Source organism: Nafulsella turpanensis ZLM-10, assembly GCF_000346615.1.
GTDB classification, from domain to species: Bacteria; Bacteroidota; Bacteroidia; order Cytophagales; family Cyclobacteriaceae; genus Nafulsella; species Nafulsella turpanensis.
On sequence record NZ_ANNU01000038.1, the window covers coordinates 1 to 26,908 of the forward strand.

A 26,908-nucleotide genomic window follows, 5' to 3' on the forward strand; every position below is an offset into this window, starting at 1 on the left:
GCTGAAAATTGTCTTCTCTTTTGCATAGGATAACAAGTTAATAATTTACACTTAACCTGCTGTCCTATTTTCGGGGTCCATTATAGAAAGCCTGTCCGCCCCTGAAGCTTACTAGTTTTTATTCTTTCAGGAGTAGCTTCGGGGTGGCTTTGTCCTGCAAGCTTAATCCCCACTTAGCCAGTATCGGTTCTTCCAGTGATTTTTCACGGTACTCATCGGGCGTCATAATTGGGATACCGTATACGATGGGGTAATATCGGCGGCACTCCGCACAGCTTAGAAGGCCTTCTACGATATCTCCGTTTTCGTCTTTTACAAAAGGCCGGAAGGCCAGCTCGTGTTTATCTACGGGACAGCATAGATTATCTAAAAGTGATACTTTCATTTGATTTCTTTAGTTTAGTTTGTTTAAAGCATCCTGATAGGAAGCAGCAGCCTGCCGGGAAGATTCAGCATTCAGTATACCTGAAATAACCGCGACTCCGTTAAAATCCAGCTCCTGAAGGTGAGACATATTGTCCACGCTGATTCCACCGGAAAGGAAAAGCGGCATTTGGGTTATTTCCCTGGCTTTCCTGATGGTTTCCGGCTTTACAATTTCGCAGCTGGCAACGGAGGAGGAAGGAAAGACGGAGCAAAAAGAAACATAATCCACCCTGTTTTCCTCGGCCCAGTAAATAGGGGCCAGGTTATTGCTGCAGGTAATACCTGCCATAAACCTCCTCCCAATCTCCTGTTTTATGCGCTCGTAATTTTCAGGAATGGCATCAAAATGTACGCCATCCAGGGAAGTGCCCTTCAGCAGCTCCCATTCTTCGTTGATCAAAACAGGCACCTGGTAAGCGGAGGCAAGTTTGATTATGGGCCCGATAAGTTCCCTCTTTTCGGTCAGGCTAAACGTATCCACCCAGTTATTCCATATCTGCAGCACCGCTATCCCTCCCTCCAGGGCCTGCTCCAGCTTTTCCAGCAGAACCGGCTTTTCAAGAGCGGGATTCAGCACCAGGTAAATGCCTCCGGTAATCTTCTTCCCTCTTTGCATCGGTAATTTTTTAGCGTTGAAAGATCTCCATTATCGCCTATTCCTTTTTAAGCCAACAGGTGTAGCAGCGGCCTTTATTTACTTCATACCGGCTTTCATGGCTTTAAAAAAGGCTTCCCAGTAAGGGTCCTTCCCATCAAAGAAAAGATGTTTCTCTTCCTCATTTTCAACAATGCGGAAACCTTCCTGCCGGTCGGTCATTTCGCCCACTACCGTAGCTTTGATGGACTTGCTTTGAAGGTGCGTAACCAGTTCCTGCTCCCTGCCTTTCCTAACGGCCATAATCATGGAACCCGCCCCTACACAAAAGCGGTGATCAATGCCAAACAGCCGGGTAATCCGCCGCTGAGCTTCTCCCACCGGCAGCTTATCGTTGTGGATGAGGAAACCACAGCCGGAGGCCTGTGCCATTTCGATAATAGCCCCCACTACGCCTCCTTCGGTTGCATCATGCATGGCTTTTAACTCCTCCCGGTTCCGGAGTAGTTCTGTCGCACGGAGGGCATCCTGCAGGGAAGAGGTCTGGTAGAAATTCTCACAGCCCCTCTCAAACACTTCTTTCCCTAGCTTATTTTTTACCGTTTCCGGAAAGCTCATGGCCAGAATGGAGGAGGAAGCTAAAGCGGTTTCTTTGGTAACCACAATTACATCTCCGGGCGCGGCACAATTGCTCGTAATAATTTCGTCTTTAGGAGCCGTCAGAAACATGGTTCCCCCTCCTGAAATGGTCGAATCCTGGCCTTCGGCCTGTCCTGTATGCCCACCGGTGATAGCTACCCCGATTTCTTCACAAAACTCATGGATGTACCTCCAGTATTCTTTAAATGCCGCTAAAGAAAGGCTGGTGGGCAGGTTGAGCACAAACTGGGCATACATAGGCGCAAAGCCGGTTGTAGCCATATCGTTCGCCAGCAGATGAACCGAAAGCCAGGCCGATTCCCTGAGCCCCAGGGAAGGAATAAGGGACAGCGGATCGCTGGACACAGCCATGCCCATCCCATTTCCCAAATCAATAACGGCCGTATCTACTCCAAAGCGGGGACCTGTCAGCACTTCCTTTCTGCTGTACCCGCATTGCGGAAGCAGCACTTCCTTAAAGGTTCCGCTGCCTATTTTTCCTGAATTGTCTTCGAAAGCACTCATGAATCCACATCATTCAGCCGCACATGTAAACCAAAAAAATCGCCATAGGGCATTCCCCACTGCTGCACCGGGAACCATTTGGGTAGACCGGTGGCCTTCCACTCCACGGTGTAATCTCTTCCCTGCAGGGCTTCCTGGATGACGGCAATTAATTTCTTTGGCGTATAGAAAGTAGCGGTTACGTAAAAAGGATTTTTGCCGAACATTTCCTGAATCCTCCTGCGGGCAACTTTCGGGGAATTCCTGTTCATCATGCCAAACACAATGCCGTACTTCCCTACACGAACAGCCTCCCTGATTACCTTTACCGGGTCTTTATAGTATTCGAAGGTGGTAATAAAGGCAAGTGCATCGAAGGTATGATCTTTAAAGGGCATGTGGTGAGAATCGGCCAGGACAAGATCTCCATCGAAAAGGTGAGCTCCCTGCCCCAGCATAAAAGGAGAAATATCGCCGCCGCTGGCTTCAATGCCTATTTCATGCCACCAGCGGGTAAAGCGGGTGGTTCCGCAACCAAATTCCAGCAGGGTCTTTACCCGGGTGTCTTTCTTTATAAGCTGGCCGATAACTTTCTTTTGCCAGATTTCGGCCCGCTTGTAGCGGCCTTCGTACCACAGCTCATAGGTATCGGTGTGGTCCCTGTTAAAAAACCATTCTTCACGCCCCTGCCACTTACGGAGGTTTTGGGTAACAAGGTCGAATTTCTTTTGCTCAATATTGCTCATTGTCCATTATTTAAAACAAAAAATGCCACAGCCCGGATCCAGCAGACAGGCAATGGCACTTACGCATTAAATAACAACTAATGTGCTAAGCAATTTTGCATTTCCTACGCTGGTATTATCCAGATCAGGTTGCGGGTATAATCTCAGCCTCCCATTTGGTCTAATACCAATTGTTAAGCACCCCGTGCAACAGTACGAAGATATATAATTATAAGCAGAAGGCGAAAAAATGCCTGCCAAAAATACAAATCTCAACTTACTCAGGGCTGCCACTTTATTGTTCCTTTACCTTTATGAATAGGCTAAGGAATATTGTCGGCTATTAGTTGTCGGTGAAAACACGAAAACTATTAATATAATTGCAAGAATTAACCTTACCCAAAGTCCGGTAAATTACTGGTCACCTTCTTCACAGCATCCTCCTTTCTAAACCTTTTACCTTTTCCGGTTCTTTACATTAGCTTTTTTAGCTGTTCACACAGAGCCTTATTGGATTTATTTACAAAACCTCTTACCTAAACGGCATTGATTTTTAATCCTTCAACCCATGAGCAGGATTAAAAATCCTGCCCCGTAACTATTTATAAACTCAACTGACTTTGCAGGAATCTTCCAAATACTTGGCGAGCCAAAAGGAAAAAGCTCAGGTCTCTTCAACTTCTGAAACATCCTCATTTCCAAGAGTATACCCAAGCGGGTTTAGGATGGGCACATGATCTGCAACTGCTTTTAAAAAGCTGAATAGCGGCAGAAAGACGATCATACCAATAATACCCCAAACGGCTCCCCCCACCACAATGGTGAATATCGTAAACAGCGGATTGATATGGACACGTTTGCCGACTAAGTAGGGAGAAATAAAATAACTTTCAACAAACTGGGTAATGACCATGGTACCCAATACAATCCAGACAGATTGCAGACTTGCTGTGGTGATAAAGGCAAGGACAACGGCAATGGAACCTCCCACAATATTTCCAACATAAGGAACTATAGCCAGTACTGCAGCAAGAATGGCAGTAGTGATAGGGCTTTTTATCCCGGAGATCGAAAATCCTATCGCATACAGACTGGCGTCAATCAGGATGACAATCATTCGGGCAAAAAAGTAATGCTGGGCATTTTTTATGATTTCTGAAAGAACCTGTTTCCCCCTGTTTTTATCTTTATCAGGAAGGTACTTTAGTACCGCATTTTCAAATTTTCTGCGGTACAGCAGCATAAAAAAAATATATACCAGAATTAATAAAATGGTTCCTGAAAAATTAAGCACCTTTTCCAGAGATGTTTGCAACCAGCTCCTTACCGGTAAGTCTTCAATGGGAATGCCGATTTCTGCCTCCTGCCCTTGGGCAATTTCCTGCTCAGGATTGGTAAAGCCGGGGCCTCCCATCGTAAAGCCGCTTTTTTCCTCGATAAAGGCCTCCAGCTCATTCATTCGGGAGGTGAGCCGGTTTTGGATATCCGGCCATTGTTTTACCACCCCCTGGAGCTCTAAACCTACCGCTCCCATTATGCTAAGGATTAAAACAAGGAAAATAAGGTCAGAAAAAAAGGAGGACCAGGCTCTTTTGAACCCTTTTCTCTCCAGGAAATTCGCAACAGGAGTAAGTGTCATGGCCAGAATGATGGCAAGAAAAAAGGGGGCCAGCACACCTTTGGCCAAAGCAAGGCCATGGAAAATAAAATAAGCGATACCTGAAAGCAGAAATAAAACCAGTAAAAATCGCTTCTTTTTATTATCCATAGAATGAGTTCAAAACTAATGCATATACCTCAGATCCGGACATTCCTCCCTCACACTTTCCGGGCAGAAATAATAGTGCCATAAAACTTAAGAAAAAGCACCTTGTCCGGCATTAAAGGAATCTTATAGCATTACCGTTTAAAAGCCATTTTGTTTGGTTTTAAGCCTCTTTTCCTGTTTGAAGAAGGATTGTTTACTTCATTAACAGAAAAGAAAGAAGCGAAACTGGCTTTCCAGTAATTTTAGAAAGCAACAGGCATGTTCTGGCAGATTATTCCAGCTGCTACTGAGCTCTACTTTGCCTTTTGCCGAATGCTTTATTGAAATTTATGCAGGGACTTCATCCGGGCCGCTGGCAGCATACCCGCATCCGTTAAAAAGTAAGCATATCATGGCTTGGAACTCACCTCACAGAAATAAAAAACCTCTCTTCCTCCTCCAAAAGGGAAGGGTTGGATTAGATTTTAAGGTACCCGTTCCTTTAAATTATAGACATTGACTGATGATTTATAAAAGACAAACCGGCAGAAAAAATCCGGCACAAAGGCATCCAAGGCCCTTTCTATAAAAGGTTTATGTAAGCTTACTAATAGAAGTCCTACACATTACCCGCCACCTTCTTCACTGCATCATCAAAGCCGACCCAGTAACTTTTAATGGTTACCACACTCTGATGGTCCCTAAGGGCCGGAGACCTTTTCAAGAGACGCACCTTTGCGCACAATGGTGGTGAAGGTAGCCGAACCCAGCAGGTGGTGATTTCTTCTGTTCTGTAATGCGATTGTAAAAGGTCCCCTCGTATTTCCGCGCACTTCTGCAACCCTTACCCGCGTCCCGGATTATTTAATGGCAAAGAGTTTTTGCGCCTCTGCCGCCGTGGCCGGGCAAACTCTGCTTTTTAAAGTTCCGGTAACGGCCGCTTTCTCCTCTTTACATTAGCCCGATTTATTGGGAGAAGGTCAATTGGTTACTTTCATGTCTTTTCCCTCAACAATCAGTATTCCTTTTCCTCTTGTCGCTACAACTAAACCGATAAAGACCTTTTGCTGGGGCATAAACAGCACTTTATGTACGGGTCGTGGGGCTTTATATTTATATCCTCCGCTAGGGGTAACCACCTGAACTAAACCTGAAATTCGTGATAGAACGATTATTTCCTCACCGCTAATGTTGTTCATTTGGTCAAGACTAAGAACCCAACCTCTTCCCTTCTGCAGTCTATGAAAGTCAGCTAAAGAATCACCTATATGATAATAGGTTACCCTTGTATCATCTCCGGCAGCATAAAGCGTTTCACCTGATCTATTAAAATGGAGAGCTCTTACCCACTTTTTTGCTTTTGGCAGGGTATTTAAAAGACGAGCGGTCTTTGTGTCCCACAGGAAAATATTTTTAGCTGCGTCTGCGCTGGCAGCTGTTTTACCATCTGCCGAGAGGGCCAGTGCAGTAATATCGGCTGTGTGCAGGCTTAGCCCGGGCAGCTGTTTGTCTTCACGATAGTTATAAACCGCAAGCTTCCCGTCTGCTCCGCCAAAAATGAAGACATCTTCTTCAGGAATAAATTTAGCAACAGTTACCGCTGCGGTATGGCGGATGGTTCTCAGTGGCCTTTCTGACTGAATATCCCACAGAACTACTAAACCATCTTTACCTCCGGATACTATTTTACTGCTATCCCGGGAAATATCAACAGCTAAGACCGACCCGGAATGCGCTCCCTCAAAGGTCTTAACTGCCTTCGCAGAGGAAAGCTCAAACAGATTAATACGTTTGTTTTCTGTTGCTGCCAATTGGCTTCCTCCTTCAGAGAATGCCATATCATATACAATGCTGTTCGGGTTCCCCAGTACTTTTACCTGGGCAAAGCAGGGAGAAAAATTGATGAAGAGGAGGGCAAGAAGGATGAGGGGCATTGTTCTCTTTTTCATTTTTTTCACAGGTAAAACCGCTTGTTTTTAACAAACCTATAAAATATTCCTGCCTCCAGGAAAGTTTGCTTCAGTTCGGTGTCAGGATATAATTGAGGTGATAGCGAATAGTCTTTAATACCAAAGGCAGCAGAGAATCCCGCGTTCTGATGGATAACTACATCAAGACCTACCGATGCTTTAATGCCCCTGAAGGTATTGGTGGCTGATAAAATCTCACCCGGTGAGATCGGAAGCATAGACTTTACGAAGAAATGAGGATGGGCAAATGAGACCTTTGCACGGCCTATTACCGGGCTAAATTGCAACCTTGGTCTAATCCTGTTGAAGAAGCCCCTGGTGGTTTGCTCTGTATGGAGTTCGAGTAGCGGGTAAAAGGCTGTTTCTGTAATTTTAGCATGGCTGTAATGAGTATAGTCATTATACGTCCAGTTTTTATAATGGCTTCTGTCTGTACCTATTCCCAGGCTTAAGTAAGGCAGTACCTTATAAGATGCCTTCACGGAAAAAGAAAGCCTGGTGTTCATATTATTAAACAGAGAAGGGGTGTAATATTCTCCCTCCCTTACATGATCTTCCTGTTCAGGTATCAGTTGCGCATAGCTCAGGTGAAGGTTAAGCTTGTTTTTAATAAACTGCGCCTGCACAGCTGTTCCTGCCAGGAAGGTGAGGAGAAACAGAAGGATAGTCTTTTTCATCATTACTTATTTTTTCGGTTCGTACACCCAGATAGCCCTGCTTCCGCCAAGACCGATATAGTCTTTGCCATTTATCTGAAAGCTTATTCCACCTCGTATATTTTCAGGTACTTCAACAGGAGAAGGAACCCATGATCTATAAGCCCTTTGATATGAATGGAAATTAGTGGCGGCATCTGTTTTTAGGTACAGGAAGTAGTTATTGTAAGAGAATATTAGTGGCTGATAGGAAAATGTGCTGTTTGGATAACTTGATAATTCCCTCCATTGCCAATGGATGTCGTCGGTAAAGGAGTAAGAGTATGTTTTGATGTCTCTATAAAACATTGTTCTCTGAAATCCCAAGAAAAGCTCGTTACCAACCACATGAGCAAAGTAAGAGCTATGGTATTTAGTAGAAAAACTTTCGGGGAAAGCAGTATAATGGTTCCATAAATCCTGCTCCTCGTTATATACAATGATGTTATTTTGAGAACTCTCCGGATTACTCACGACCAGGTATCCCTGCATATTATACATGAAACCCAGGATGGAAAATCCGGAAGTGGCGGTTAAGGGTAAATCATTCTTTTTGCTCCAGCTGTCAGTTGAAGGATCGTAGAGCCACCAGTCCTGCAGGTGTCCATGATTATAGCCTCCGCCAAAGTAAACTTTACCGTTTAAGACAAAGCCTGTTCCTTTAATTCTTGGCTTGCCAGGAAAATCGGCTAATTTATGCCATTGCAGGGAGGAAGGTTCAAAAGACCACCACTCATTAGAGAAACATAAACCTATATAAACTTTATTACCTATTACAAAACTTTCGTAATCAATAAACTGCTGATTTAAGGAGTAGCTGTTCGTAACACCGGGAAACTCACTTATTTGGCTCCAGGGAATATCAATTAAAAGCTTTTCTTCAAAAGTTTTGAGATCTCCCATAACCTCTACTGATACTGATACTTCAGCTGGCGGATAGTGGGGTGCCGGTTGGGTAGGTACTTCTACTTTTAATTCATTTACACTTACCTGTAAAACTCTTGCCTCAGCGCCTCCTATTATTACTTTATTTCTCCATCTAACTGGGTGAAAGTCTGCTCCGGTAATGGTTAGTTCCTGTCCTGTAGAGATAACTTTCGGGTAAAAATCATCTAAGCGCAGGGGAGCAATAAGTAATATTCCTGGAGCCTGTTTTTTGAAGTTATTCATCTGAACATACACCTGGCTTTCTCGGACTGCAAAACCTGCCGGAGTGAGCACTTTTAGCTGGCTGGGTGTAATTTCCTGTATAGTGGCTTCATGTTCACCAATAAATACTTTTAATGATGCAGGGTTTTTAGTAAAATTAGTCCCCTTAATAATAATGGGAGTGCTTTCCCAGAGGCTTATTTCTTCAGGTGTGAATCCTGACAACTCGGGGGTAATAAGGGTAATCTTTTCCCCGGCAGTAACCGTAATCAGGTTGTGGTTTTTTATTTTTATTTCTGCAGTTTCCTCTCGCATGAGGTCTGGTATTAGAACTTTTATGGTATCTCCGGAAGCATGCAATGGCTGCAGATTATAATGATTTCCTATGGTTACCCAGCTTTGGCCAGAAGGCATGGCAAGGTTGGTTCCGTAAATTACAAGGGTATCATTAATATTAACCTGATGCGGATAAAAGCCTGAAATGAGAGGCGCATTGAGGTTGAATTCTTTCTCTGCGGTATGGCGCAAATAGTTTTGGTTACGGATCTCTACCGAAAGAGCTTCAGTACTGTAAGAGTATGTCGGTACCTTAACGATTACTGTGTCAGGTGATAGATGTAGAATCTCGGCTGCTACGCCACCTAACTTAACCTCTGTGTAATTATAATTATTTTCCATATAATCAGCACTGAAGTTCTGCCCAACAATTACCAAACTGTCCCGGAGGTTTCCTTTTTCAGGATAAAAACCAGAGATACGAGGAGCGAGGAAGGTAAACTTTCGGCTATATGCGGCAGCCTCCTTTAATAAGGAAACAGATACTTTAGCAGAATCCTTTAACAGCTTTGGTACAATAACCTTCAGGGTATCAGTAGAAGAGTAAATAATGGAGGATGCCACTGAATCAAAATATACCTTATTATGTTCAGTTGTGGTGCTAAAGTAACGTCCTGTTAACACTAGGGTATCCATACTGTATCCTTCCTTAGGAAAAAAATCGATTAATTCCGGGGCTTCACTTTTCAACCCTAAAAAAGACACCTCAGATCCATAGCTCACATGGTGTCTGGTTCTTACAAAGGCTCTAATGTATATCTCTGTTGGCTGGGACAAAACAGTAGGAAAAAAAGCTGAAAATGTGCCGCTTTCCGGCACTCCTTCTATGGCTAATATTTGTGCTTTTTCATGGGAGAAGCCCTTACGGTCACCCCATATAAAGCCATGTTCAATAATCTCATCTTCCGCAGTTGCCAGCAGTTTTGCATTGAAGTTGCCCCCTCTTTTAGTTATGTCCGTTACCTCACCGGTTTGTACAAGGGGATACTCAAATTCAACTTCCTTTTCACAGCCCAGTAAAAGGATGATTAAAGCGATATAGAGTTTGTTTTTCACGTTTCAGTTCTAATAAATGGCTCTTTACCCATTACATAAGCCTTCAGGAAGAGCTGTTATAAATATGTAAATGTTTCTCTGTTAATCGGTATAGTGAATCATTAATAGCTCCGTATTTGAACCTTGCCTGGCAATTACCATTCCCACTCTCAGTATGTCGGATTCTCTAAACTCCATTTGCTCAGGCATTTTAAAATAGAATCGCTTTAAAGATGGCTGCGGAGAAGAGGAAAAGACTTTGAACTTCAGGGTAACTCATAGGTAAAATGAAGATAGTTTTCAGCCCACCTGCCAGTTGTGGCAACAGTAACTTTTACTGTTTCATTCGTCCTGTGGTTAGGAACCAGCACCTGCAGGTTTGTATCCGTGCTATAAGTAATTTCTGCTTCTAGCTCTCCAAACAGCAGCTGGTTTTCTTCCTTTCTGTAGCTAAAACCCTGTCCCTTAATTTCAACCGTATCGCCCCAAAGCCCGGCAGAGGGTGTAATGGCTATGACTTCAGGTGCACCGCTTCCCTTGCTGATAAAGTAGGTGGTCGTTCCATAAATCATTTTATCCTGCACTTTTAGGAAGGGCCGTACATGGTATTTTTTGTATGCCTGTAAGGTAGTTTTGATAATAGCAGAAAAATTCCCTTCTGTTAAGGGAGCAGACAGCACCTTTTTATTAGATGTATCATAGTCAGGCTCCTCTTCTTTTTGCCATAAAAACCCGTACTCTATAATTTCTTTTTTTCAGAGTTACTTAAGCCGGCATGAAAAACAGCGCCTGCCTCGGAAATGTCTGTTACAGGAAGTGTACTGAGGCTTAAATGTTGCTCAGGAATTAACACCTCTTCTTTACAGCCCGAAACAAGCACAATCAGTAGCAGCAGGAAATTAAGGGAGGCTGAACGGCACTTACTCATTCGCTATTGGTTAAAAGTTTATTCCAGCCATGAGAGAAAGAGAAAGTAAAGAGGAAGTAATTTGTTTTGCAGCTATTCCGGTAAACTCATCGAAGTTAGTCGCATGGAAGTTTTCGGCACTTACAGCCCTTAACTCGATGAATCCGCTTGTACCTGCTGAAAAGCTTTTGCTTAGCCCAACAGTGCCGGTAAACCCAAAGAGTGCTTTTTTTACAACAAAAGGCTCTGCCTTCTCTTCAATATACGGAGTGTCTTTACTTCCAATTTCCCGTACATAGTTCATTTCAGTACCGAAATTCCTTTGGTAACTAATTCCAAGATTTAGATAAGGGTTTAGGATTTTCTTTTTAAGCATGTACTGGAAGGTTACAGGCAATGTAACGGAATGAAGGGAGAAGTCCATTTGTTCATTATTCAGAAAGTCCCTGTAGTTATTAGAAATAAGAGCTGTAAAACTGCTTTTATGGTACAGGATATCGGTTCTAAATGAAATCCGTTCATTAATTCTTGGCGATGAAACTGCTAAAGAAGCCATTAATGCAAGTGATTTGCTTGTGCTGAACGTACCTTCAGAAATAACAATGTAAAGTGTTTGGGTGGAAGTGAAACTTATATTCGAGGAATTCATTCCGCCTGCAACTCCAAAACTGAATGAAGTCCAGGGTTTTTCATTCTTAAATACAATAAAGTTTTCTGAAGTACATTCATTGTAATCCACTATCAGGTTGGTAAGGTTTCTCTCCGTAAGAATCCGGAAACCAGTTACAGAGGGTAAAAGGGAGCAATCGCTTAATAAATAGGAGAGCTTTCCTAAGTTGGTATATGTTTTCCGAATCACCCTCTTCTCCCCAACATACTCTTCTTTTTCCACCATTTTAATCTGGACTGAAACTGAATCGTCTTTCGTAACAAAGAAAAATTCCCTGTACTGGTAGAGAGATACTTTCCCTATTACAAGCGCCTGAACAAAGAGTAAATTTGGTCCTTCATCGCCTAAATTCACCTCTATGCCCACATAGGATTTTCCATTTTTTGTTTTGTAGCCCTTTACCTGACCCACAGAAAAATCCTGAACAGAATTTGTAGCAGACTGGAAGCGGATAGATTTTGAATCGAGGCCCTCCTGAATCTCCCCATAAAGGGTGTCGCTGGACTGGAGAATAACATACTCCTGGTATCCCCGGGTGGTTTGGTTCTGCCCCAGTAGCGGAAAGCTAAAAAGCAGCAGAGCCAGAAAAGCAGGTGGAAATTTAAATAGTTTCTCTCGCATCTATCTATTGGTTAAACTTTTTTTGAAATGATCAACTCCGTTACAATTCAAATATAATATTTAATTCTATTTAGCTATCCACTTGTAATGTGCAAGTACTTTATTAGAAAATTTTGCTGTTTTTCAGAGGCATCTGCAAGCTTACCCGAAAATGGACTATTGAAAAGTTGGTGGGCTTCGCGCCTGAGGCCCTCCCAAAACCAGGACGCTCCAGGGCAGAAAAACTCGTTCAAAAAAAAGTCCGGACAATGCCCGGACCTCTTTTCTTTACTTTGCTTTTTCAACCAATTATTTTTCGATAAAGCGAATAATGGTTTCCACCCTCCTGTTCAGGTCCCTGCCTTCATCCGTTTCATTTGGTGCAACAGGCTCGCCTTGCCCGGCACCAATTATCTCAATTCTGTTACTGCTCACGCCCCGCTCTGTCAAATAGCGTCGTATGTTCGCCACCCGAAGTCTGGCCACCTCTTCATTTACCTCCGCCGAACCAATGCTGTCGGTATGGCCGATTAACTGCAGCTTCAGCTCATCTTTTTCCTTCAGCACATTCTTAATGTTGTTCAAACGATCATAGTAGGTTCCCTGTGGATAGACGCTGTTAAAATCATACAGAATATTCTGGACCAGCTTAAACTCTGCCGTGTCGCCCTTCAGGCGCACCGCCAAATCGGCCTCAGGAAGTTCTTCCTCCAGGAAATCGAGTACTGCAGCTGCTTCCGCACTCAGGTTACTCACCTCTGCCACCGGCTGGAATCCTCTTAACCTTTCAGGTAAAAAAGGATTCTCTTCCTCTGCACTTTCTTCAACGACCACTGCCGTATCTGCTTCTTCCTCCTCAACCGGCCAGCCGGGGAAACCAACACCCTGTGCATTGGTCTTTCTGCCAGCCGGGTTAATTTCATAGTTACCACTGTCCATTATTTTCTTAATCTCCACCCCGTTGAGGCGCGACAGCACCGGACCGTTTATCGCCGTAAAATCTTCCGGCAACTGAACCTCTATGATCCCTCCATCCTGCTCTCCTTTTATCTGGCTGGTATAATAAAGGTGGTTAAATTCCTTGTCCATTGAAAAGTAATTTTCATCCCCTTCCGTATTTATTTCCTCCCCCAGCTTCACCGGTTCCGACCAGTTGGTCCAGCTATCATCCAGGCGCACCGACATAAAGATGTCGCTGCCGCCCCCTGTGTCATGTCCATAGGAGCTAAAGAAAAGCGTTCTGGTATCCGCCCCCATAAAAGGCGCGAAATCGTCTTTGGCACTGTTCAGCACCGGCCCCATATTAAGGGGTTCCGACCAGCCACTTTCGCCCTGTGGAAAGGATACGAAAAGGTCCTGCCCGCCCTCGGTTTCTTTGGGCTGAATGGCCATCAGTAAAACTTCCTTTTTGTAGTCCACAAAAAAATCGGAATAGGGACTGAAGTTTTCATAGCCCTGGATGTTAATTTCCTCGGGGGCCGACCAGCTGCCATTCTCCTTGATGGTCCGAACGAGCGGCACATTATCCGTTCCTTTGTAGGTATTAAAGAGCACCAGTTCTTTGCCGCTCGGGTTGGCGCTGGCCACCGCATTCATGCGCCTGTTATTCAGGCCGTCCCCCAGCAGGCGGGGTTCTCCCCATTCCCCGGTCTCCGGGTTTTTCTCCACTACATAAATATCCTGGTCCTTCTTTCCACTAAAGCGGCGATTAAAGAAAAGTATTTCTCCATTATCCGTAACCAGTGGCCTCACCTCCAGGTATTCTGAATTAATATCCTCAATCGGTGTTTTATTAAAAGTAGCGTCCGCTGTTTGAGCAGTATCCGAGCCGTCCTGCGCCCATAAGGAGTTTGTCCCGAAAAGGGCTATCAGCCCCAGAAAGTAAGTATTCTTTCTCATTTAAATTTTGCTTTGTTCGCCTCTGGTATCATTCCTGTTCTTAGCACCCTCTACAGGAGCACTAAATCATAACATCCTGTTAGCTAAAGTCTCCTCTCTGCCCAGCCTGTTTTACTGAAAAGAAGAGCAGCCGAAAGATATTCCCCTTACCTGAAGGAGGGGTTTTTATTGCTCAGTGGTGGGGTATAGCGCACTTTTAAACCGGTAATCAGGTACCAGTCATTGGATTTGCCGTTTCCCCTATCTTCGAATCCGGCAGGTGCAGGAGCAAGTCCTTTTTCAGGTCTACGGTCGGAAAGGGCCCGGCGGATGGGATCTTCAATATTTTCCACCCCTACATACGAGCCGCTTGCATCATCGAGGTAATCGGTAAAGGCATAACGGTATCCATACTCAAAGGAAATATCCCACTGGTCGTCGAGCACGTACGACACCCCCACGCCAAAAGGAATTACCAGGGTCAGCGGGCTGTAGGCTTCGCCTTCCGTCATCAGCGGGCGCAGATCATACCATTTCCCTTCATAAAAGGCTTCCGGGCTCACGGTGGTAAGGCCCAAACCAATAAACCCATAAGGGATTAGCAGGGGGCGGTTCTGCGAGTAGCGGTTATACAATTCATAAAGGGCCACGGCATTCAGTTCTATATTATCGGAACGGAAAGAAAGGTTACGCCCATAGATGCGGGTATCCTCGTCATTCAGGGAATCGGCCCCGGAAATACGGTACCAGATCAGTTCTGTCCGGAAATGCAGGTGGTTGTTAAACCGGTAAAGGGCTCCCAGCTGTATGCTTGGTTTTCCCCATATGTCGATGCTGTTCGCCTTGAGGTCTCCATAGTAAGTGCTTAATCCAACTCCGGCACTGTATGAAATGTCTCCATGCCTGTTTTTGGGTTTATAAGCGGGCGTTTCTGTAATCTCTAATTCCTGTCCCCAGGCAAGGGTGGTGCACAGTAAAAGGAGGCAGGCAAGGAGGGTTGAGCGTTTATACTGCATACTTTATTTGAAAATGTTCGATGGCTGGAGGGCCTTAGCTGAAGAAAAGCGGCCGTAAGCATCAAATATAAAACAACATTAATAATTTTTATAAAAAAGGATCAAAATCATGCAAAATTCCACCCTTTCCACCCTAGCAGCGCCCGTCCCGAATCAACTAACGGTAAGGCTAAGCGGTAACAAGAGCGGGGCGAGCTGAAAGGCATTTCTTTACACCTTGCGGCCCCACACCCTAGGCGGCTCCCCAATATTTTAAAAAACATTTTCATTTCCCCGCAATACCTGCCATACGGTCCTGAAAATAATTTTCACATCCAGCAGAAAGCTCCAGTTCTCCAGGTACCAGAGGTCGGCTTCCACCCGCCTGTTCATCGCCCCTGCTTCCTTGGTTTCTCCCCTATAGCCATTTACCTGGGCCCAGCCGGTAATGCCGGGGGTAAGGAAATGCCGGACCATAAAGTTGTTAATCTGCAGGGAGTAGTCCTGCGTATGCCGGAGCATGTGGGGGCGCGGCCCTACTACAGACATATCGCCCATTAATACATTGATAAACTGGGGCAGCTCATCGAGACTGCTCTTGCGGAGAAAGGCCCCTACCCTGGTAATGCGCGGGTCCTCTTTGCTGGCCTGCAGGCGGTCGGCCTCCCTGTTTACCTGCATACTCCTGAACTTGATACAGTAAAAAGGCTTATTTCCCTTACCGGAGCGCTGCTGCCGGAAAAATACAGGGCCGGGAGAATCGAGCTTAATCAGGAGCGCAATCAGCGGCACCAGCCAGCTCATGACGAATACAATGACCAGCAGGGAAAAGAATACATCGAATGCCCGCTTTACCAGCTCATTTGCCTTATTTTCCAGCGGCTCAATTCTTGGGCTCAGCACCGGCATTTGCCCGAAGAGCTCCGTTTCTATACTGGTGCCTGCAAAAGCCGGCACATCCGGCACCAGGCGCAGGCGCAGCATATGCCGGTCGGCCTCTTCCATCAGCATTTTCGCTTTTTCCACCTCATGCCCGGGCAGTGCACAAAATACCTTGGAAATTCCGTTCGAGAGCGCATAGGAAAAGCAATCTTCCACCCTGCCCAGCAGCTGTAAGGCTCCGGGTGCAGGAGGGGTGGTATCATCAAATATTCCCTCCACGCTATACCCCAGCTGCGGGTTAGCCTTTAAATAGCGGTACAGCTCCATACCGGCCGGACCAGCACCCACAATCGCCACCTTCTCCACATCCAGCCAGAACCTTCGCTGCGATCTCCTCAAATAGAGGAAGAGGAATTTCAGCAGCAGCAGAGAAGCAGACAGGATGACAGAAACCCTTACCACAAAGCCTATCGTAAGGCTAAAGCGTGGAAAGGCAAGGGAACAAATGAGAATGCCCGCCAGGAACATCAGCAGGGAAATAATGAGTGCCATGGCGGTCGGGCCGGCATCCCTGTTCAGGATGTCATCGTAGAGCTTCACCCTCCTGGAGCAGAAGTACCAGAACAGGTTAATGCCCAGGAAGTGCAGCCGGTAATGCTCCGCCTCTGCCTCCCAGAAACCCCAGGTGCTTTCCATCAGGAAGCTGACAAAAAGAGCCAGGTTCAGGAAGGCGAAATCAGAAAGTATGGAAATCCAGCGAAAGAAGGTCGTGTATTTATACGTCATATTTAAATAAGAAAACTTCCCTGCTACCTGATTCTTTCATTAAACAATGTCGCAACAGCTTTCAAAGCTACTACTTTTAGTCCACATTTTTTACCCGAAAAATGCTGTAGTTCCATTTTGTTAAATATGTCATATCTTCCTGTTTCTGCCAAAAAACGGCCCCCATAAAAACACCCATTTAGCCCGAACTATAACAACCTGAAAGTGTGAAACTTAAAATGAAAGGAGTGGATGAGCATGCTTACTCACAGCATATCCTATCCCCCTCCTGCTTTGAAAATTCTTCCAATAATCCTATGCTACTTTTCCCAATACCAACCCGGGTGAAGAAAACCGGCCGGGCTGATTTTTCAGAATCGCCTGGCCCGTTTCTCACTCATCGTGGCAATTACTCGTGGTAATTCAGTACCCGGTGGCCGGCTTCCAGCAGGTAGGTGTCGCGTTTAAAGAGCTCCCCAGGTCGGCTTCCATCATGTCTTTTACCAGGGCAGGCAAATCATACTTTGGTGTCCAGCCCAGCTTCTCTTTGGCTTTGCTGCCGTCGCCTATCAGCAGTTCTACCTCTGTTGGGCGGAAATATTCGGGGTCGACACTTACCACTTCCTGGCCGATTGCTAGCTGGTAGTCCGGGTGACTGCAGGACACCACATAGCCCTTTTCTTCTACGCCTTCACCGCTGAACGCAAGGGCAATGCCTACCTCCGCAAAGGCCATGCGCACAAATTCGCGAACCGTTGTTGTTACACCGGTGGCAATTACAAAGTCTTCGGGCTCGTCCTGCTGCAGGATGCGCCACATGGCCTCCACATAATCTTTTGCATGCCCCCAATCGCGGCGGGCATCGAGGTTCCCCAAGTACATCTTTTCCTGCATCCCAAGGGCAATGCGGGCAGCGGCGCGGGTAATTTTACGGGTTACAAAGGTCTCTCCCCGCAGCGGAGATTCATGGTTAAAGAGAATACCGTTACAGGCAAACATATTATAGGCTTCGCGGTAGTTTACGGTAATCCAGTAAGCATACAGTTTGGCTACGGCATAAGGGGAGCGTGGATAGAAAGGAGTCGTTTCCGACTGCGGGACTGCCTGCACCAGGCCGTACAGTTCTGAAGTAGAGGCCTGGTAAACCTTTGTTTTGTTGGTGAGGCCCAGGATACGGATAGCCTCCAGGATGCGGAGCGTACCCAACCCATCGGCATTGGCGGTATATTCCGGCGTATCGAAACTTACCTTTACATGGCTCATGGCCGCCAGGTTGTAAATTTCGTCCGGCTGCACTTCCTGAATAATACGAATCAGGTTGGTAGAGTCGGTCAGGTCGCCATAATGCAGCTTGAAATTAATGTTTTTTTCGTGCGGGTCCTGGTAAAGGTGGTCGATGCGGTCGGTGTTGAATAGGGAGCTGCGGCGTTTGATGCCATGCACCATATAGCCTTTTTCCAATAAGAGTTCTGCTAAGTAGGCACCGTCCTGCCCGGTTACACCTGTTATTAATGCTGTTTTCATAGTTTAAGAGGTTCACGCAAAGGGCGCTAAGCTTTAGCGCAGAGAACGCGAAGTTTTCATTTATTCTTTAATTTTTTTGGTAAAATGATGTTACCAAACATCCGGAAAGCAATTAAGCTTTCTTTGTCAGCCATAAATTAATTTGGATGTTAGTAAATTAAAACCACATAAAGGTTTCAAAAATCGTAGTAGCGATTGGTCAGGGCTGTTTTCAGGCCGAAGTAGAAAAGTTGCGTGTTTGTATCAAGCAGTGAGGAAAACTCTTTCCGATAGATATGCCCCACTTCCAGCTGCATATTGGTGGCAGGGTTTAGCAGGTAACTAAAGCTTGTTGTAAGGTGGTAAAGATTTGTTGCCGTTCCCTGGCCTGTAAAATTTCCGAAAGAAAATTCACCGCGTGGGGCTTCATAGTCTGAGCGGAAAATATCTTTCCCATAGTGCAGGCCGGCAGAATCCGCTCCGAATCGTGCGGCTACAAGTTTAGTGCTGAGCTCTGCCCTTCTGTATCGGTAAGCGCCTATCAGCACCCATTCCTTAAAATTGGCGCCCAGGGGGTGTGCCAGGGCCTCATTAAAGTGGGCATTGGCCAGTCGCGGGTCTTTATGCCCATGAACATACGGACGAAGCGTATTAAACTCTGCCTGAGCGAATAGGTTAGGCAGACCAAAAACATCAAAAGCCTTTACCCCAACTTGATATCCATACTTTTGCTGGAAAAAGCCGTCCCCCTCCTGCAGCTTTGCCACATGAAAATCATCCAGGATAAATTGTCCGTACAGCCTGACACTATTTAAAAGGTCGTAGCGGATGTTGAATCCCATGGTGACATTGGCAGGCGAACCCTGGTTAAAGTTCATGGAGTTGGCAAAAATAATCGGGTTCAGGTACGCCAGGTTAATTCCCCCGGCTCCACTCGTGTCCGGTGCCCAAATCATGGACTGGAATATGCTGATGTTCAGCTTAGGGATGGGCAGAAAGGAAAGGTACTGGTAAGCCGCATATTTTTTCGGGTACACCGGACCTTTAAAACCCTCGCTGATGTCCATGTACTGTGCCCAGAGGTTTACATATTTTATTTTCCAGAAGCGGGTACTGATTTTGAAAAAAGGATAATTGTAGGCAAAGTCCGACAAAATGAGGGACCGATAGCCATCGCCCAGGAAGTTCTTATCCTGCCCGAACTGGAAATTCACATACTGATTTGGCGTATAGCTGATATAGCCGTAGGGAATAGCATAGTCTACCTCATTCTCACCTCCAAAACGGGCCATCCCCTGCCCCGGCACTACCCTTCTTTTTTTTATGTACCCGCTAATGTAGTCAGGAAAGTGGGCCTGGTTTTCATAAAAAGCGGTGTAGAAGGAAAATTGCTTTCCAAGGTCTCCCTGTAATTGTACCCCACGAGTATTGGTAAATAAATACTCCCCGTTCCTTTCTTTTCCCACCGCTAAATCAAACAGGATGTCTGCTGATATGCTAACAAGGCTATCGCTGTATTGCAGCAGGTGCTCCTGGTACAGCTTGCGGTATAACCAGGAGCGGTTCTTCTTTGGAGAAGAGCCAAACCGGCTAAGCAGAAGTAAATCTACCTCTGTCAACTCATTAATTTCGCTCCGCAGATAAGGACGGACGGAAGTGTGCAAATCCAGATTCTGCTTCACAGCCTCACGCTCAATGATTCGCTGGTAATCATGTTGCAGCGGTAAATGTGTTTGCTGAGCCCGTAGCGCTAAACAAGGGAAACAGAAAAGGAAGAGTAAGAATATATAATTATGCACGTATTAAAACAAACTATGGGTGCAAGCTAATTTAAAACAACAATGGACAAGCAAGGAATATCTTTATAAGCCGTCATTCCTGCCCAGGCAGGAATCTCCAAATGGGTGTTGTTCGGAAAACATTACCAGTCTTCATCATGCATCGGTAAGAGAATAATGTCTGGATTCAAAACAGCCTACATACAAGTCCAGCAGGATTACTGCACTCTCCCAAAACGCTTCCTTGACTTTTCTCTAAGCACATAGTAAGCAAAAACGCCACCATAGTACAGATACCGCTTCCACATTCGCTTTGGCTCTTTGACCAGACGGCCCAACCACTCCAACCCTAAGCTAATCCAGATTTCCCCTGGCCGTTCTATGGTGCCGGCATAGAAATCAAATACGGCCCCTATAGAACAAATAAGCTTCGCATCCAGCTGGTCTTTATGGGCAAAGGCCCATTTCTCCTGCTTGGGTGCAGTCATGCCAACAAACAGGACATCCGGTTTAAAAGCATTCACTGCTTCTGTCATTTGCTGGTTTTCGGTTTCATTAAACTTGGCTTTGAAAGGAGGAGAATAAATACCAACTCCAACTAACGGATAGTCTACAGCAAGTCGTTCTTTTATCCTGCTCAAGGTCTTATCAGACGAGCCCAGGTAAAAGCAACTGCCTCCTTTTTTGTTGAGTTGGGTAAGGAGATAGGCATGTAAGTCTGCCCCGGCAATCTTCGTAATCTTTTGCCCTGACAATAGCCTTTCAGCTCCTACTATACCGATTCCATCCGGTAGAAGGATGTCTGACTCCTGTAGTACCTTTTTAAAACCGGCATCTTTCTCTGCCACACAATAGGAATATTGATTAATGGTATTGATTAAGGTCTTGCTTAATTTTGGCAATTGGTTTAAGCTCCCTGTAAATAAAGGGTAGCCCATACAATTGATAGTGTTTAATTCTTTATCCATTGAAGAACTTAAATCTTATAGGAAGAAAGAGCTAAAGAAAAGCTGTTTCTTGAAAAGGCTTCTTACCTATAGCTAACGGTGAGCGTATAAATATTTATAAAATTAATTAATGAAAGTTAATTTTTGGAAGGTAGACTAAAAAACTATTTCTAGTTTCTAATTCACTGTAAAGGCAACTACAGCGAATATTATTGCTTGATAATTATTATATTTAGGTTAACTTGTGCCTAAATCATAAACCTACACGTCTATACTCTCTACTCCTCTATAGTTCTTATGACTTGCCAGAATCTGCTCTTCTAGCCAGATATGTTTTTCAAGTTCATCAGGAGAGTCAAACCTCGATTTAATTTTTCGCGCAGGGTTTCCTGCATATATGGAAAATGGCTCAACATCCTTTGTAACAACAGAACCTGCGGCAACAATACTTCCCTTTCCTATTCTTATCCCCCCCATTATAACTGAGCCATACCCTATCCAAACATCATCTTCAATTATGGTAAGTTGGTCTAGCCCCTTCCAATTGTAGTTTTTATCTCTTATCCTGGGAGCTAAACGGGTTGGCACTCCAACCTTTTGGTAGTGATGATCATACCTTCCAACAATTGCTACTTTATTCCCGAAGATAACATTATCACCAATAATACTGTCTGTTTCTATTTGGGAGTCTCTTCCAATGTAGAAGTTATTCCCAATCATTAACTTTTCTCTTGCCCAAAAATAAACCCTTACCCCCGCATAGAAATTTCTTCCAATTTTGTACTTACGCCATTTAAATTTAACAAGGTAAAGAAAGCGAAGCTGTTTGATAAATTGTTTCATTCTTTAGAAATATTTAAGAACAATGCTTTCTATTTTAGATTTTAGCCGGGCTCTAATTCCCATCTTTTGCTGAAACTTCATTTGATAAAATGGATGCTTCTCTACTAAATCTGGAAACAAAAAGGCGTCTGCATGTTCAACATCTAAAAATGGGCGATATCTTTTATCAGAACCATTTGTATGTGTTGCATAGGCATCAAAACCGTTATTATATACCTTTGAATGAACGGGATAAAGGGTAAGTCCACCTTTTATAAACTGGTGATAAAACCACCGTATTGCCCACGAATCCAACTTACCCTCCATTTGGTGACGCAGCATTTTATTTAAATCAGAACCTCCTTGTGCAAATTCCTTCTGTCTCCGCTTATCAGATTTAAAATTCTCATAATCCTTTACCTGCCAATCTACCTCACCCCACCTATTTTTCCAAGTAGCCCATCCCCAGGACCATCCACGACTAAGAAAATAAGCATCTGCACTATCCAATGAGCTTTTTCCTAAATTAAATGAATAGCCAGAAATGGAGAAAACTAGTGAAATATTTTCAAATTGGACTAGGCTCTTATTCATAAAGTTTAAGAAATTTGGAGTTGTTAGTAAGTCATCCTCTAGTACGATTACCTTATCAAATGATTCTAATACTTCTGTAACTCCAGTAATTATAGAATTGGCTAAACCTTTATTTGATTGGGCTTCCTTTACTTTTACGTTTTTAAACCCATTAACATTTACTAAAAATGCTCTTACCTCATTTACCTGCATTTGATCCTTTTCACTTTTTGGCCCATCAGAAAAAATAAAAAGCTCAGACTCGTTTGCTAAATAATTTTTCTGTAAAGCAGAAATTGTCTTCTTTAGAGTATCTAGTCTTTTATAAGTAAAAAGCAAAATAGGTGCGTAATTTTTCATGATTCTACCCAAAATCCTTTAAGAAGACGCTTTCATTTTAAGCTGGGAATAAGTCATTCTAGCTAAATCAATACAGAAATATAAAACAGGAAAAGGAGTATTCCTTATAGCCCATCTCCAACGGTATTTTAAGTTGCATGGTGATTTTATTGAGGTAAAATAGGCTTTCCAGTAACCTAGATCTTTTTTAAAATGGCTTTGTTTTAATCCAGTCTCCTCAGAATAGGAATAAACTACTGCTTTAGTGGCTACCAAAGTTTTATAACCATGTTTCATACACCTTAAAGAAAACTCCTCATCTGCCAAATAGTGAGGAAAATTCACCTGATCAAAAAGCCCTACATTTTTAATGCATTTAATGGGTATAAGAACACCCCGCCCAGGCAGCAAATCTGTTGAAACCCAACTATTTCTATCTTGTACAGCCTTAAGTGATTCTTTTGTATCAACTACAGATTTGTATTTTGCAGTAATCCTATTCCATTGAACCCCTGAAAAGACAATTTTTTCTCTATTATTTATATCCACTGAAATTGAACCAATAATCGCTGTTTTGTTCTTTGCATTAACTTGTAATAATTCTGTTAAATAATTTTCCTCAACCTCAAGGTCATTATTTAATGTCAAAACAAAATCACTATCTGATTGAGACATTTCAAGGGCTCTCTGAATCCCAACATTAGTCGCACCAGCCCACCATAAATCTTCAGTTCCTCTTACCAACAATACTTCAGGAAAACCAGTAGTTATCATTTCTTCCGTCCCATCAGAAGAGCCATGATCAACTACAATAATCCGAAAATCCTTGTAAGTCTGGCATAATAAGCCTGCAAGGCAATGAAAAGTAAATTTCCTCCTATTGAATACTGGTATAACTATAAATATCATTTCTTTTACGCTTGGGGAAAATCAATTTTAACGCCTTGAAAATTATGAAAATATAAATTACTATTGTCAAACATCCAAAGAATACAGTGGATTGACCATTTATTAAAAAAAATATTAGTGAAAATATTATTGAATTTTGAACTAGATTAAAAAAAGATCTGGGGTTTTCTAACCTGTGTGAAATAAGATTAAGAAAGTATGCCAGTGGTACCATCATGACTAAAACAAAATAATTATATGCAAAATATAATTCTGAAATTATGCCAGTTCTTATCCCAAATTCTTCATTGTATAATTTCATCCAAATGTTAGCACTCCCCATCATTACTAATTCTTCTTTATTAAGCCCTAAAAGCCTTAGCATTTCGGAATTAAAAAATGCACCAACGGAACTTAATTCATAACTGTATCCAGCAATTGGCCCTCCATAGGTATTAAAGGAGTGAACATAATCTTTGTACTCTACCCCAAAAGGTAAATTCTCAAAGATTGAAGTTAAGGACTCTTGCAAGTCTCCACCAGTTCTAATGACATTTAGTAAGATATAAATCCCTGAAATAGAAACTGAAGCAACAATTATTGGAAACCAAGTGTCCACCTTTTTACCTTGTACATTAATAAAATAAAAAACTGGGATAAATGCGACAAAACAAAGAAGGAGTAAAAACCTTTTCCCATCTATTGAGAGAATAAAAAATAGTAAGATTATATAAGATATCGGTATTATTTGGTTACCTCTTTTTGTCTTTAATATTAAGAAAACAATTAAAAAGCTATAAACGCACACAAATTTGTACCCATACAAAGGCCCATAATTAAAGTGATACATTTCCTCCACAAAACTTTCACCACTCATAATTGGAATATAGCCAATATTATAAACAACAGAAACAAACAATAAAAGAGGAAATACAAGAATAAACATAGAAAAAAGGGAATAAGTTACTTCGCCAAAATCATTCCTAAAATATGCGATCCTTCCTTTTACTGCCCCCTTCTTCTTTCTTTTTTCCAGAAGAAATAGACTTACGCTCAATATTACCAAGCAAAATAAATAAAGCAAGCTTGCATCATAGACCTCAAGATTCCATACATTCGTACGCATCCTAACGCTATTTATATTTAAAATACCTAGAACAAAAAAAAGCAACCACCCCTGGACAATTATTTTATTATACTTATTACATAGTCTTGTTGATACAAAGTAAACTATCCATACCAAGAAAATCAGCTCAAAGTCTACAGTGACGTTTGTTATAGGTTCGAATAACAAATCATTGATTTCATTTATTAGACTAAATACAACATAAGGCAACCATTTTAATACCAATGCAGTTCCAGTTGTTTTTGTCATTTTACCCTTTTGCAATTTGAGACTGAATTACCTCTTATTTCAAAATTCTCCTAATGAATTTTGCAGGATTACCAGCCCACACTTCATAAGCTGGGACCTTTTTTGTAACCAGTGAACCAGCTCCTATAATGGAATTTTCACCAATTACTACGCCTTTCAATATAGTAGAATGAGCCCCAATAAATACATTATCCCCAATAATTACTGGGGAAGTAATCGTGTGAGCTTTATCTGAAGACTTGTCTCTTCTTAAATTAGCATCCAGGGAATGAAAATCAGTATCATAAATTACCGTATTTCCTCCTATCTTCACGTCATTACCAATGACAATTTTATTTGCACAAACTATAGCTGAACCGCTGATCCCCACATTGTTACCAATTATTAATTCTCCACTATTCTGAACAATAAAGTAACACGGCTGCTGACGCCCAATTATATTATGCAATTTACCATTATTAATTTTAAAGTTTTTACCAACCTTCATCTTCCCACCTCTCCACACATCAATAGTTGGTATTCCATTTGACACTAAGCCAGGCCCATAATCTACATTATTAGCTTTTAGCAACAACTTAGTTATTAATGAATCAAAAATAGATCTAATGAGTCTACTTATCCTTCTTTGACCTTTATATATCAGAGAAATGGCCCTCATTTAAAAAATATGTTTACCACAACGTTAGAAATAATAAATTTTAAGAGCTCCGCAGCTATCTGAATTCATTTCAACTATTCCAAATTCCAAAAGCTTTTCCTCTTAATATTTTATCGCTTTGGATCCAGAGGATCAAGGTCATAATTGAAAATGCTATAATATTTGAGATTACCACTCCTACTACCCCATGAGACTTACACAGAAAGACAGAGAGGGGAATGTTCAAAATGCACACCACTAAATACAATAAAAACTGAACTCTTACCTTACCAATTCCATTCAAGAAATAGCAATTTAGCATCAATCCGGTAAAGCCAATTACATAAACTGCCATACTTATGGATAAGGGCCAAGAAATTGAAACGGAATCCCCAACCCAAATGCTAAAAAGGTTCTTAGATAAAAGGCACAATACTGGAACTACTGTAAAAGAAATTATTAACCATATTTTCCTGATTAGTTTAAGGTTTGATTCGAGCCACTGGAAATCTTCTTTAGCATAAGCATCTGTAAAAGCACTCCAATAAGGTGTTACAATAATTGAAAACACCATAATTACTATTGAAAATAGTTTATAGGAAACATTAAATTCTGTTACTGCTCCAGGGCCTAAAACTTGGGCAATAACCATATTATTGGTCTGAAACAGGACTAATGCACCAATTTGGATTATAAAAAAAAGGCTACCAACATTAACTAAATTCTTCGCATACTTAAAATCCACACTACCCATTGATGGCGCGATAGAATTAAGTTTTGTCCTATATAGGTAGCTACTTGCAAAAACCGTCACAACCACCGGAACAACCGTTAAAACTAACACTAAGGCTGTCAGGCTACTTGTCACAAACCACTGAACAACCACAATAGCCAATAAAACACCTAATTGACCAATAAATGAAATTAATGCCGCCTTAGATGGTTGCTGTTGAGCAGCAAGTACCACATTAATTATCTGCACAATAAACTGAATACAAAAAGAGCTAAAAACAATTAAGATTATCACCTGAATATCTTCGGAAACAGTTTCAGGGATATTTAAAAGCCTATTCCAGTTAATAATAGGATTTACAATATTAAAAATTAAAAAAAGGCCAAGGGAGATTAGTAATAAAACAATATAAGTTGTACTTATATAGGCCTTTGCTTCATCATATTCTTTGAGTGCTAAAGAATGTGCAAGTTTATTTCTTAAGCCATTACCCATTCCTACATCAAAGAAAGTCATCCAACTGACAACAGAGCTTATCGTTAGCCAAACCCCATATTTTACTGGGTTTACATAGTCAAGTGTAATGGGAACCAATAGTAAACCTACTAAAATTCCTCCGCCCTTTACTACAAAGGAAATTAGTACATTCTTCCAAATCAGCTCAGACCTTTCATTCTTCTGAGCTAACAAACTACTCATCTTAGCTGAAACAGAATGCAACATAACCAATTTTATCAATGAATAATGCACTCAATCTACCACCCAATGTAGTCTGCAGGCGAAGTTTAATATCAA

General features: G+C 42.7%; 22 protein-coding genes, 1 pseudogene and 1 riboswitch. All 23 genes and pseudogenes read right to left on the bottom strand.

Annotated elements, in window-relative coordinates; all coding sequences use genetic code 11:
• Positions 1 to 118 precede the first annotated feature (118 nt).
• On the bottom strand, positions 119 to 385 hold the full coding sequence (locus F752_RS0115210; protein WP_017732603.1) for a Trm112 family protein: 267 nt from the start codon (positions 383 to 385) through the stop codon (positions 119 to 121).
• Between the two features lie 9 nt (positions 386 to 394).
• Positions 395 to 1,042: a thiamine phosphate synthase gene (locus F752_RS0115215; RefSeq protein WP_017732604.1), complete on the bottom strand. Its 648-nt coding sequence runs from the start codon at positions 1,040 to 1,042 to the stop codon at positions 395 to 397.
• A 78-nt stretch (positions 1,043 to 1,120) separates the two neighbouring features.
• Entirely contained in the window at positions 1,121 to 2,185 is a 1,065-nt protein-coding gene (locus F752_RS0115220) for an AIR synthase family protein (RefSeq protein WP_017732605.1), read from the bottom strand.
• Complete coding sequence (locus tag F752_RS0115225; RefSeq protein ID WP_017732606.1) at positions 2,182 to 2,910, bottom strand: class I SAM-dependent methyltransferase; 729 nt, start codon at positions 2,908 to 2,910, stop codon at positions 2,182 to 2,184. Before F752_RS0115225 ends, F752_RS0115220 begins: the two co-directional genes overlap by 4 nt.
• Positions 2,911 to 2,993: 83 nt before the next feature.
• A riboswitch (TPP riboswitch) is annotated at positions 2,994 to 3,105 on the bottom strand.
• 448 nt (positions 3,106 to 3,553) lie between these two features.
• Positions 3,554 to 4,657, bottom strand: a complete 1,104-nt coding sequence (locus F752_RS0115230; protein WP_017732607.1) for an AI-2E family transporter — start codon at positions 4,655 to 4,657, stop codon at positions 3,554 to 3,556.
• 959 nt (positions 4,658 to 5,616) lie between these two features.
• Positions 5,617 to 6,585, bottom strand: a complete 969-nt coding sequence (locus tag F752_RS0115240; RefSeq protein WP_081604585.1) for a WD40 repeat domain-containing protein — start codon at positions 6,583 to 6,585, stop codon at positions 5,617 to 5,619.
• A gap of 5 nt (positions 6,586 to 6,590) precedes the next feature.
• Positions 6,591 to 7,286 carry a hypothetical protein gene (locus F752_RS0115245; protein WP_026135775.1) on the bottom strand — a complete coding sequence of 232 codons (696 nt, stop codon included), beginning with the start codon at positions 7,284 to 7,286 and terminating at the stop codon, positions 6,591 to 6,593.
• 3 nt (positions 7,287 to 7,289) lie between these two features.
• Positions 7,290 to 9,842, bottom strand: a complete 2,553-nt coding sequence (locus tag F752_RS0115250) for an IPT/TIG domain-containing protein (RefSeq protein WP_017732611.1) — start codon at positions 9,840 to 9,842, stop codon at positions 7,290 to 7,292.
• 245 nt (positions 9,843 to 10,087) lie between these two features.
• Positions 10,088 to 10,393 (bottom strand): IPT/TIG domain-containing protein, encoded by a 306-nt coding sequence (locus F752_RS0115255; RefSeq protein ID WP_152425157.1) that lies wholly within the window; start codon positions 10,391 to 10,393, stop codon positions 10,088 to 10,090.
• A gap of 167 nt (positions 10,394 to 10,560) precedes the next feature.
• Positions 10,561 to 10,749: a hypothetical protein gene (locus F752_RS0115260; RefSeq protein WP_017732613.1), complete on the bottom strand. Its 189-nt coding sequence runs from the start codon at positions 10,747 to 10,749 to the stop codon at positions 10,561 to 10,563.
• Positions 10,750 to 10,759: 10 nt separating this feature from the next.
• On the bottom strand, positions 10,760 to 11,809 hold the full coding sequence (locus F752_RS0115265) for an outer membrane beta-barrel protein (protein ID WP_160164120.1): 1,050 nt from the start codon (positions 11,807 to 11,809) through the stop codon (positions 10,760 to 10,762).
• A 498-nt stretch (positions 11,810 to 12,307) separates the two neighbouring features.
• Positions 12,308 to 13,897: an OmpA family protein gene (locus F752_RS25460; protein WP_017732616.1), complete on the bottom strand. Its 1,590-nt coding sequence runs from the start codon at positions 13,895 to 13,897 to the stop codon at positions 12,308 to 12,310.
• Positions 13,898 to 14,043: 146 nt separating this feature from the next.
• On the bottom strand, positions 14,044 to 14,892 hold the full coding sequence (locus F752_RS25465) for a DUF6089 family protein (protein WP_017732617.1): 849 nt from the start codon (positions 14,890 to 14,892) through the stop codon (positions 14,044 to 14,046).
• Between the two features lie 252 nt (positions 14,893 to 15,144).
• Positions 15,145 to 16,539 (bottom strand): undecaprenyl-phosphate glucose phosphotransferase, encoded by a 1,395-nt coding sequence (locus tag F752_RS0115280; RefSeq protein WP_017732618.1) that lies wholly within the window; start codon positions 16,537 to 16,539, stop codon positions 15,145 to 15,147.
• Between the two features lie 388 nt (positions 16,540 to 16,927).
• Positions 16,928 to 18,042, bottom strand: a pseudogene (gene gmd / locus F752_RS24340) (GDP-mannose 4,6-dehydratase).
• Between the two features lie 176 nt (positions 18,043 to 18,218).
• Positions 18,219 to 19,703, bottom strand: coding sequence for a hypothetical protein (locus tag F752_RS24345; RefSeq protein WP_017732620.1), 1,485 nt, complete (start codon positions 19,701 to 19,703; stop codon positions 18,219 to 18,221).
• Between the two features lie 314 nt (positions 19,704 to 20,017).
• On the bottom strand, positions 20,018 to 20,767 hold the full coding sequence (locus F752_RS0115300) for a WecB/TagA/CpsF family glycosyltransferase (RefSeq protein WP_040664722.1): 750 nt from the start codon (positions 20,765 to 20,767) through the stop codon (positions 20,018 to 20,020).
• A gap of 240 nt (positions 20,768 to 21,007) precedes the next feature.
• Positions 21,008 to 21,589: an acyltransferase gene (locus F752_RS0115305; RefSeq protein ID WP_017732622.1), complete on the bottom strand. Its 582-nt coding sequence runs from the start codon at positions 21,587 to 21,589 to the stop codon at positions 21,008 to 21,010.
• 3 nt (positions 21,590 to 21,592) lie between these two features.
• The gene (locus F752_RS0115310) at positions 21,593 to 22,501 is read right to left on the bottom strand and encodes a glycosyltransferase family protein (protein ID WP_017732623.1); all 909 of its coding nucleotides are present in this window, start codon (positions 22,499 to 22,501) and stop codon (positions 21,593 to 21,595) included.
• A gap of 18 nt (positions 22,502 to 22,519) precedes the next feature.
• Positions 22,520 to 23,389 carry a glycosyltransferase family 2 protein gene (locus F752_RS0115315; protein ID WP_017732624.1) on the bottom strand — a complete coding sequence of 290 codons (870 nt, stop codon included), beginning with the start codon at positions 23,387 to 23,389 and terminating at the stop codon, positions 22,520 to 22,522.
• Entirely contained in the window at positions 23,358 to 24,743 is a 1,386-nt protein-coding gene (locus F752_RS0115320; RefSeq protein WP_017732625.1) for an O-antigen polymerase, read from the bottom strand. The genes F752_RS0115315 and F752_RS0115320 overlap by 32 nt, the downstream gene beginning before the upstream one ends.
• A 34-nt stretch (positions 24,744 to 24,777) precedes the next feature.
• Positions 24,778 to 25,401 (bottom strand): acyltransferase, encoded by a 624-nt coding sequence (locus F752_RS0115325; RefSeq protein ID WP_017732626.1) that lies wholly within the window; start codon positions 25,399 to 25,401, stop codon positions 24,778 to 24,780.
• 70 nt (positions 25,402 to 25,471) lie between these two features.
• Complete coding sequence (locus F752_RS0115330) at positions 25,472 to 26,851, bottom strand: lipopolysaccharide biosynthesis protein (RefSeq protein ID WP_017732627.1); 1,380 nt, start codon at positions 26,849 to 26,851, stop codon at positions 25,472 to 25,474.
• Positions 26,852 to 26,908 lie beyond the last annotated feature (57 nt).

What these genes read in the sequence shown, in the direction of transcription:
- F752_RS0115210 (WP_017732603.1), bottom strand. Translation starts at nt 385, where the DNA reads ATGAAAGTATCACTTTTAGATAATCTATGCTGTCCCGTAGATAAACAC.
- F752_RS0115215 (WP_017732604.1), bottom strand. Translation starts at nt 1,042, where the DNA reads ATGCAAAGAGGGAAGAAGATTACCGGAGGCATTTACCTGGTGCTGAAT.
- F752_RS0115220 (WP_017732605.1), bottom strand. Translation starts at nt 2,185, where the DNA reads ATGAGTGCTTTCGAAGACAATTCAGGAAAAATAGGCAGCGGAACCTTT.
- F752_RS0115225 (WP_017732606.1), bottom strand. Translation starts at nt 2,910, where the DNA reads ATGAGCAATATTGAGCAAAAGAAATTCGACCTTGTTACCCAAAACCTC.
- F752_RS0115230 (WP_017732607.1), bottom strand. Translation starts at nt 4,657, where the DNA reads ATGGATAATAAAAAGAAGCGATTTTTACTGGTTTTATTTCTGCTTTCA.
- F752_RS0115240 (WP_081604585.1), bottom strand. Translation starts at nt 6,585, where the DNA reads ATGAAAAAGAGAACAATGCCCCTCATCCTTCTTGCCCTCCTCTTCATC.
- F752_RS0115245 (WP_026135775.1), bottom strand. Translation starts at nt 7,286, where the DNA reads ATGATGAAAAAGACTATCCTTCTGTTTCTCCTCACCTTCCTGGCAGGA.
- F752_RS0115255 (WP_152425157.1), bottom strand. Translation starts at nt 10,393, where the DNA reads ATGATTTATGGAACGACCACCTACTTTATCAGCAAGGGAAGCGGTGCA.
- F752_RS0115260 (WP_017732613.1), bottom strand. Translation starts at nt 10,749, where the DNA reads ATGAGTAAGTGCCGTTCAGCCTCCCTTAATTTCCTGCTGCTACTGATT.
- F752_RS25460 (WP_017732616.1), bottom strand. Translation starts at nt 13,897, where the DNA reads ATGAGAAAGAATACTTACTTTCTGGGGCTGATAGCCCTTTTCGGGACA.
- F752_RS25465 (WP_017732617.1), bottom strand. Translation starts at nt 14,892, where the DNA reads ATGCAGTATAAACGCTCAACCCTCCTTGCCTGCCTCCTTTTACTGTGC.
- F752_RS0115280 (WP_017732618.1), bottom strand. Translation starts at nt 16,539, where the DNA reads ATGACGTATAAATACACGACCTTCTTTCGCTGGATTTCCATACTTTCT.
- F752_RS0115300 (WP_040664722.1), bottom strand. Translation starts at nt 20,767, where the DNA reads ATGGATAAAGAATTAAACACTATCAATTGTATGGGCTACCCTTTATTT.
- F752_RS0115305 (WP_017732622.1), bottom strand. Translation starts at nt 21,589, where the DNA reads ATGAAACAATTTATCAAACAGCTTCGCTTTCTTTACCTTGTTAAATTT.
- F752_RS0115310 (WP_017732623.1), bottom strand. Translation starts at nt 22,501, where the DNA reads ATGAAAAATTACGCACCTATTTTGCTTTTTACTTATAAAAGACTAGAT.
- F752_RS0115315 (WP_017732624.1), bottom strand. Translation starts at nt 23,389, where the DNA reads ATGATATTTATAGTTATACCAGTATTCAATAGGAGGAAATTTACTTTT.
- F752_RS0115320 (WP_017732625.1), bottom strand. Translation starts at nt 24,743, where the DNA reads ATGACAAAAACAACTGGAACTGCATTGGTATTAAAATGGTTGCCTTAT.
- F752_RS0115325 (WP_017732626.1), bottom strand. Translation starts at nt 25,401, where the DNA reads ATGAGGGCCATTTCTCTGATATATAAAGGTCAAAGAAGGATAAGTAGA.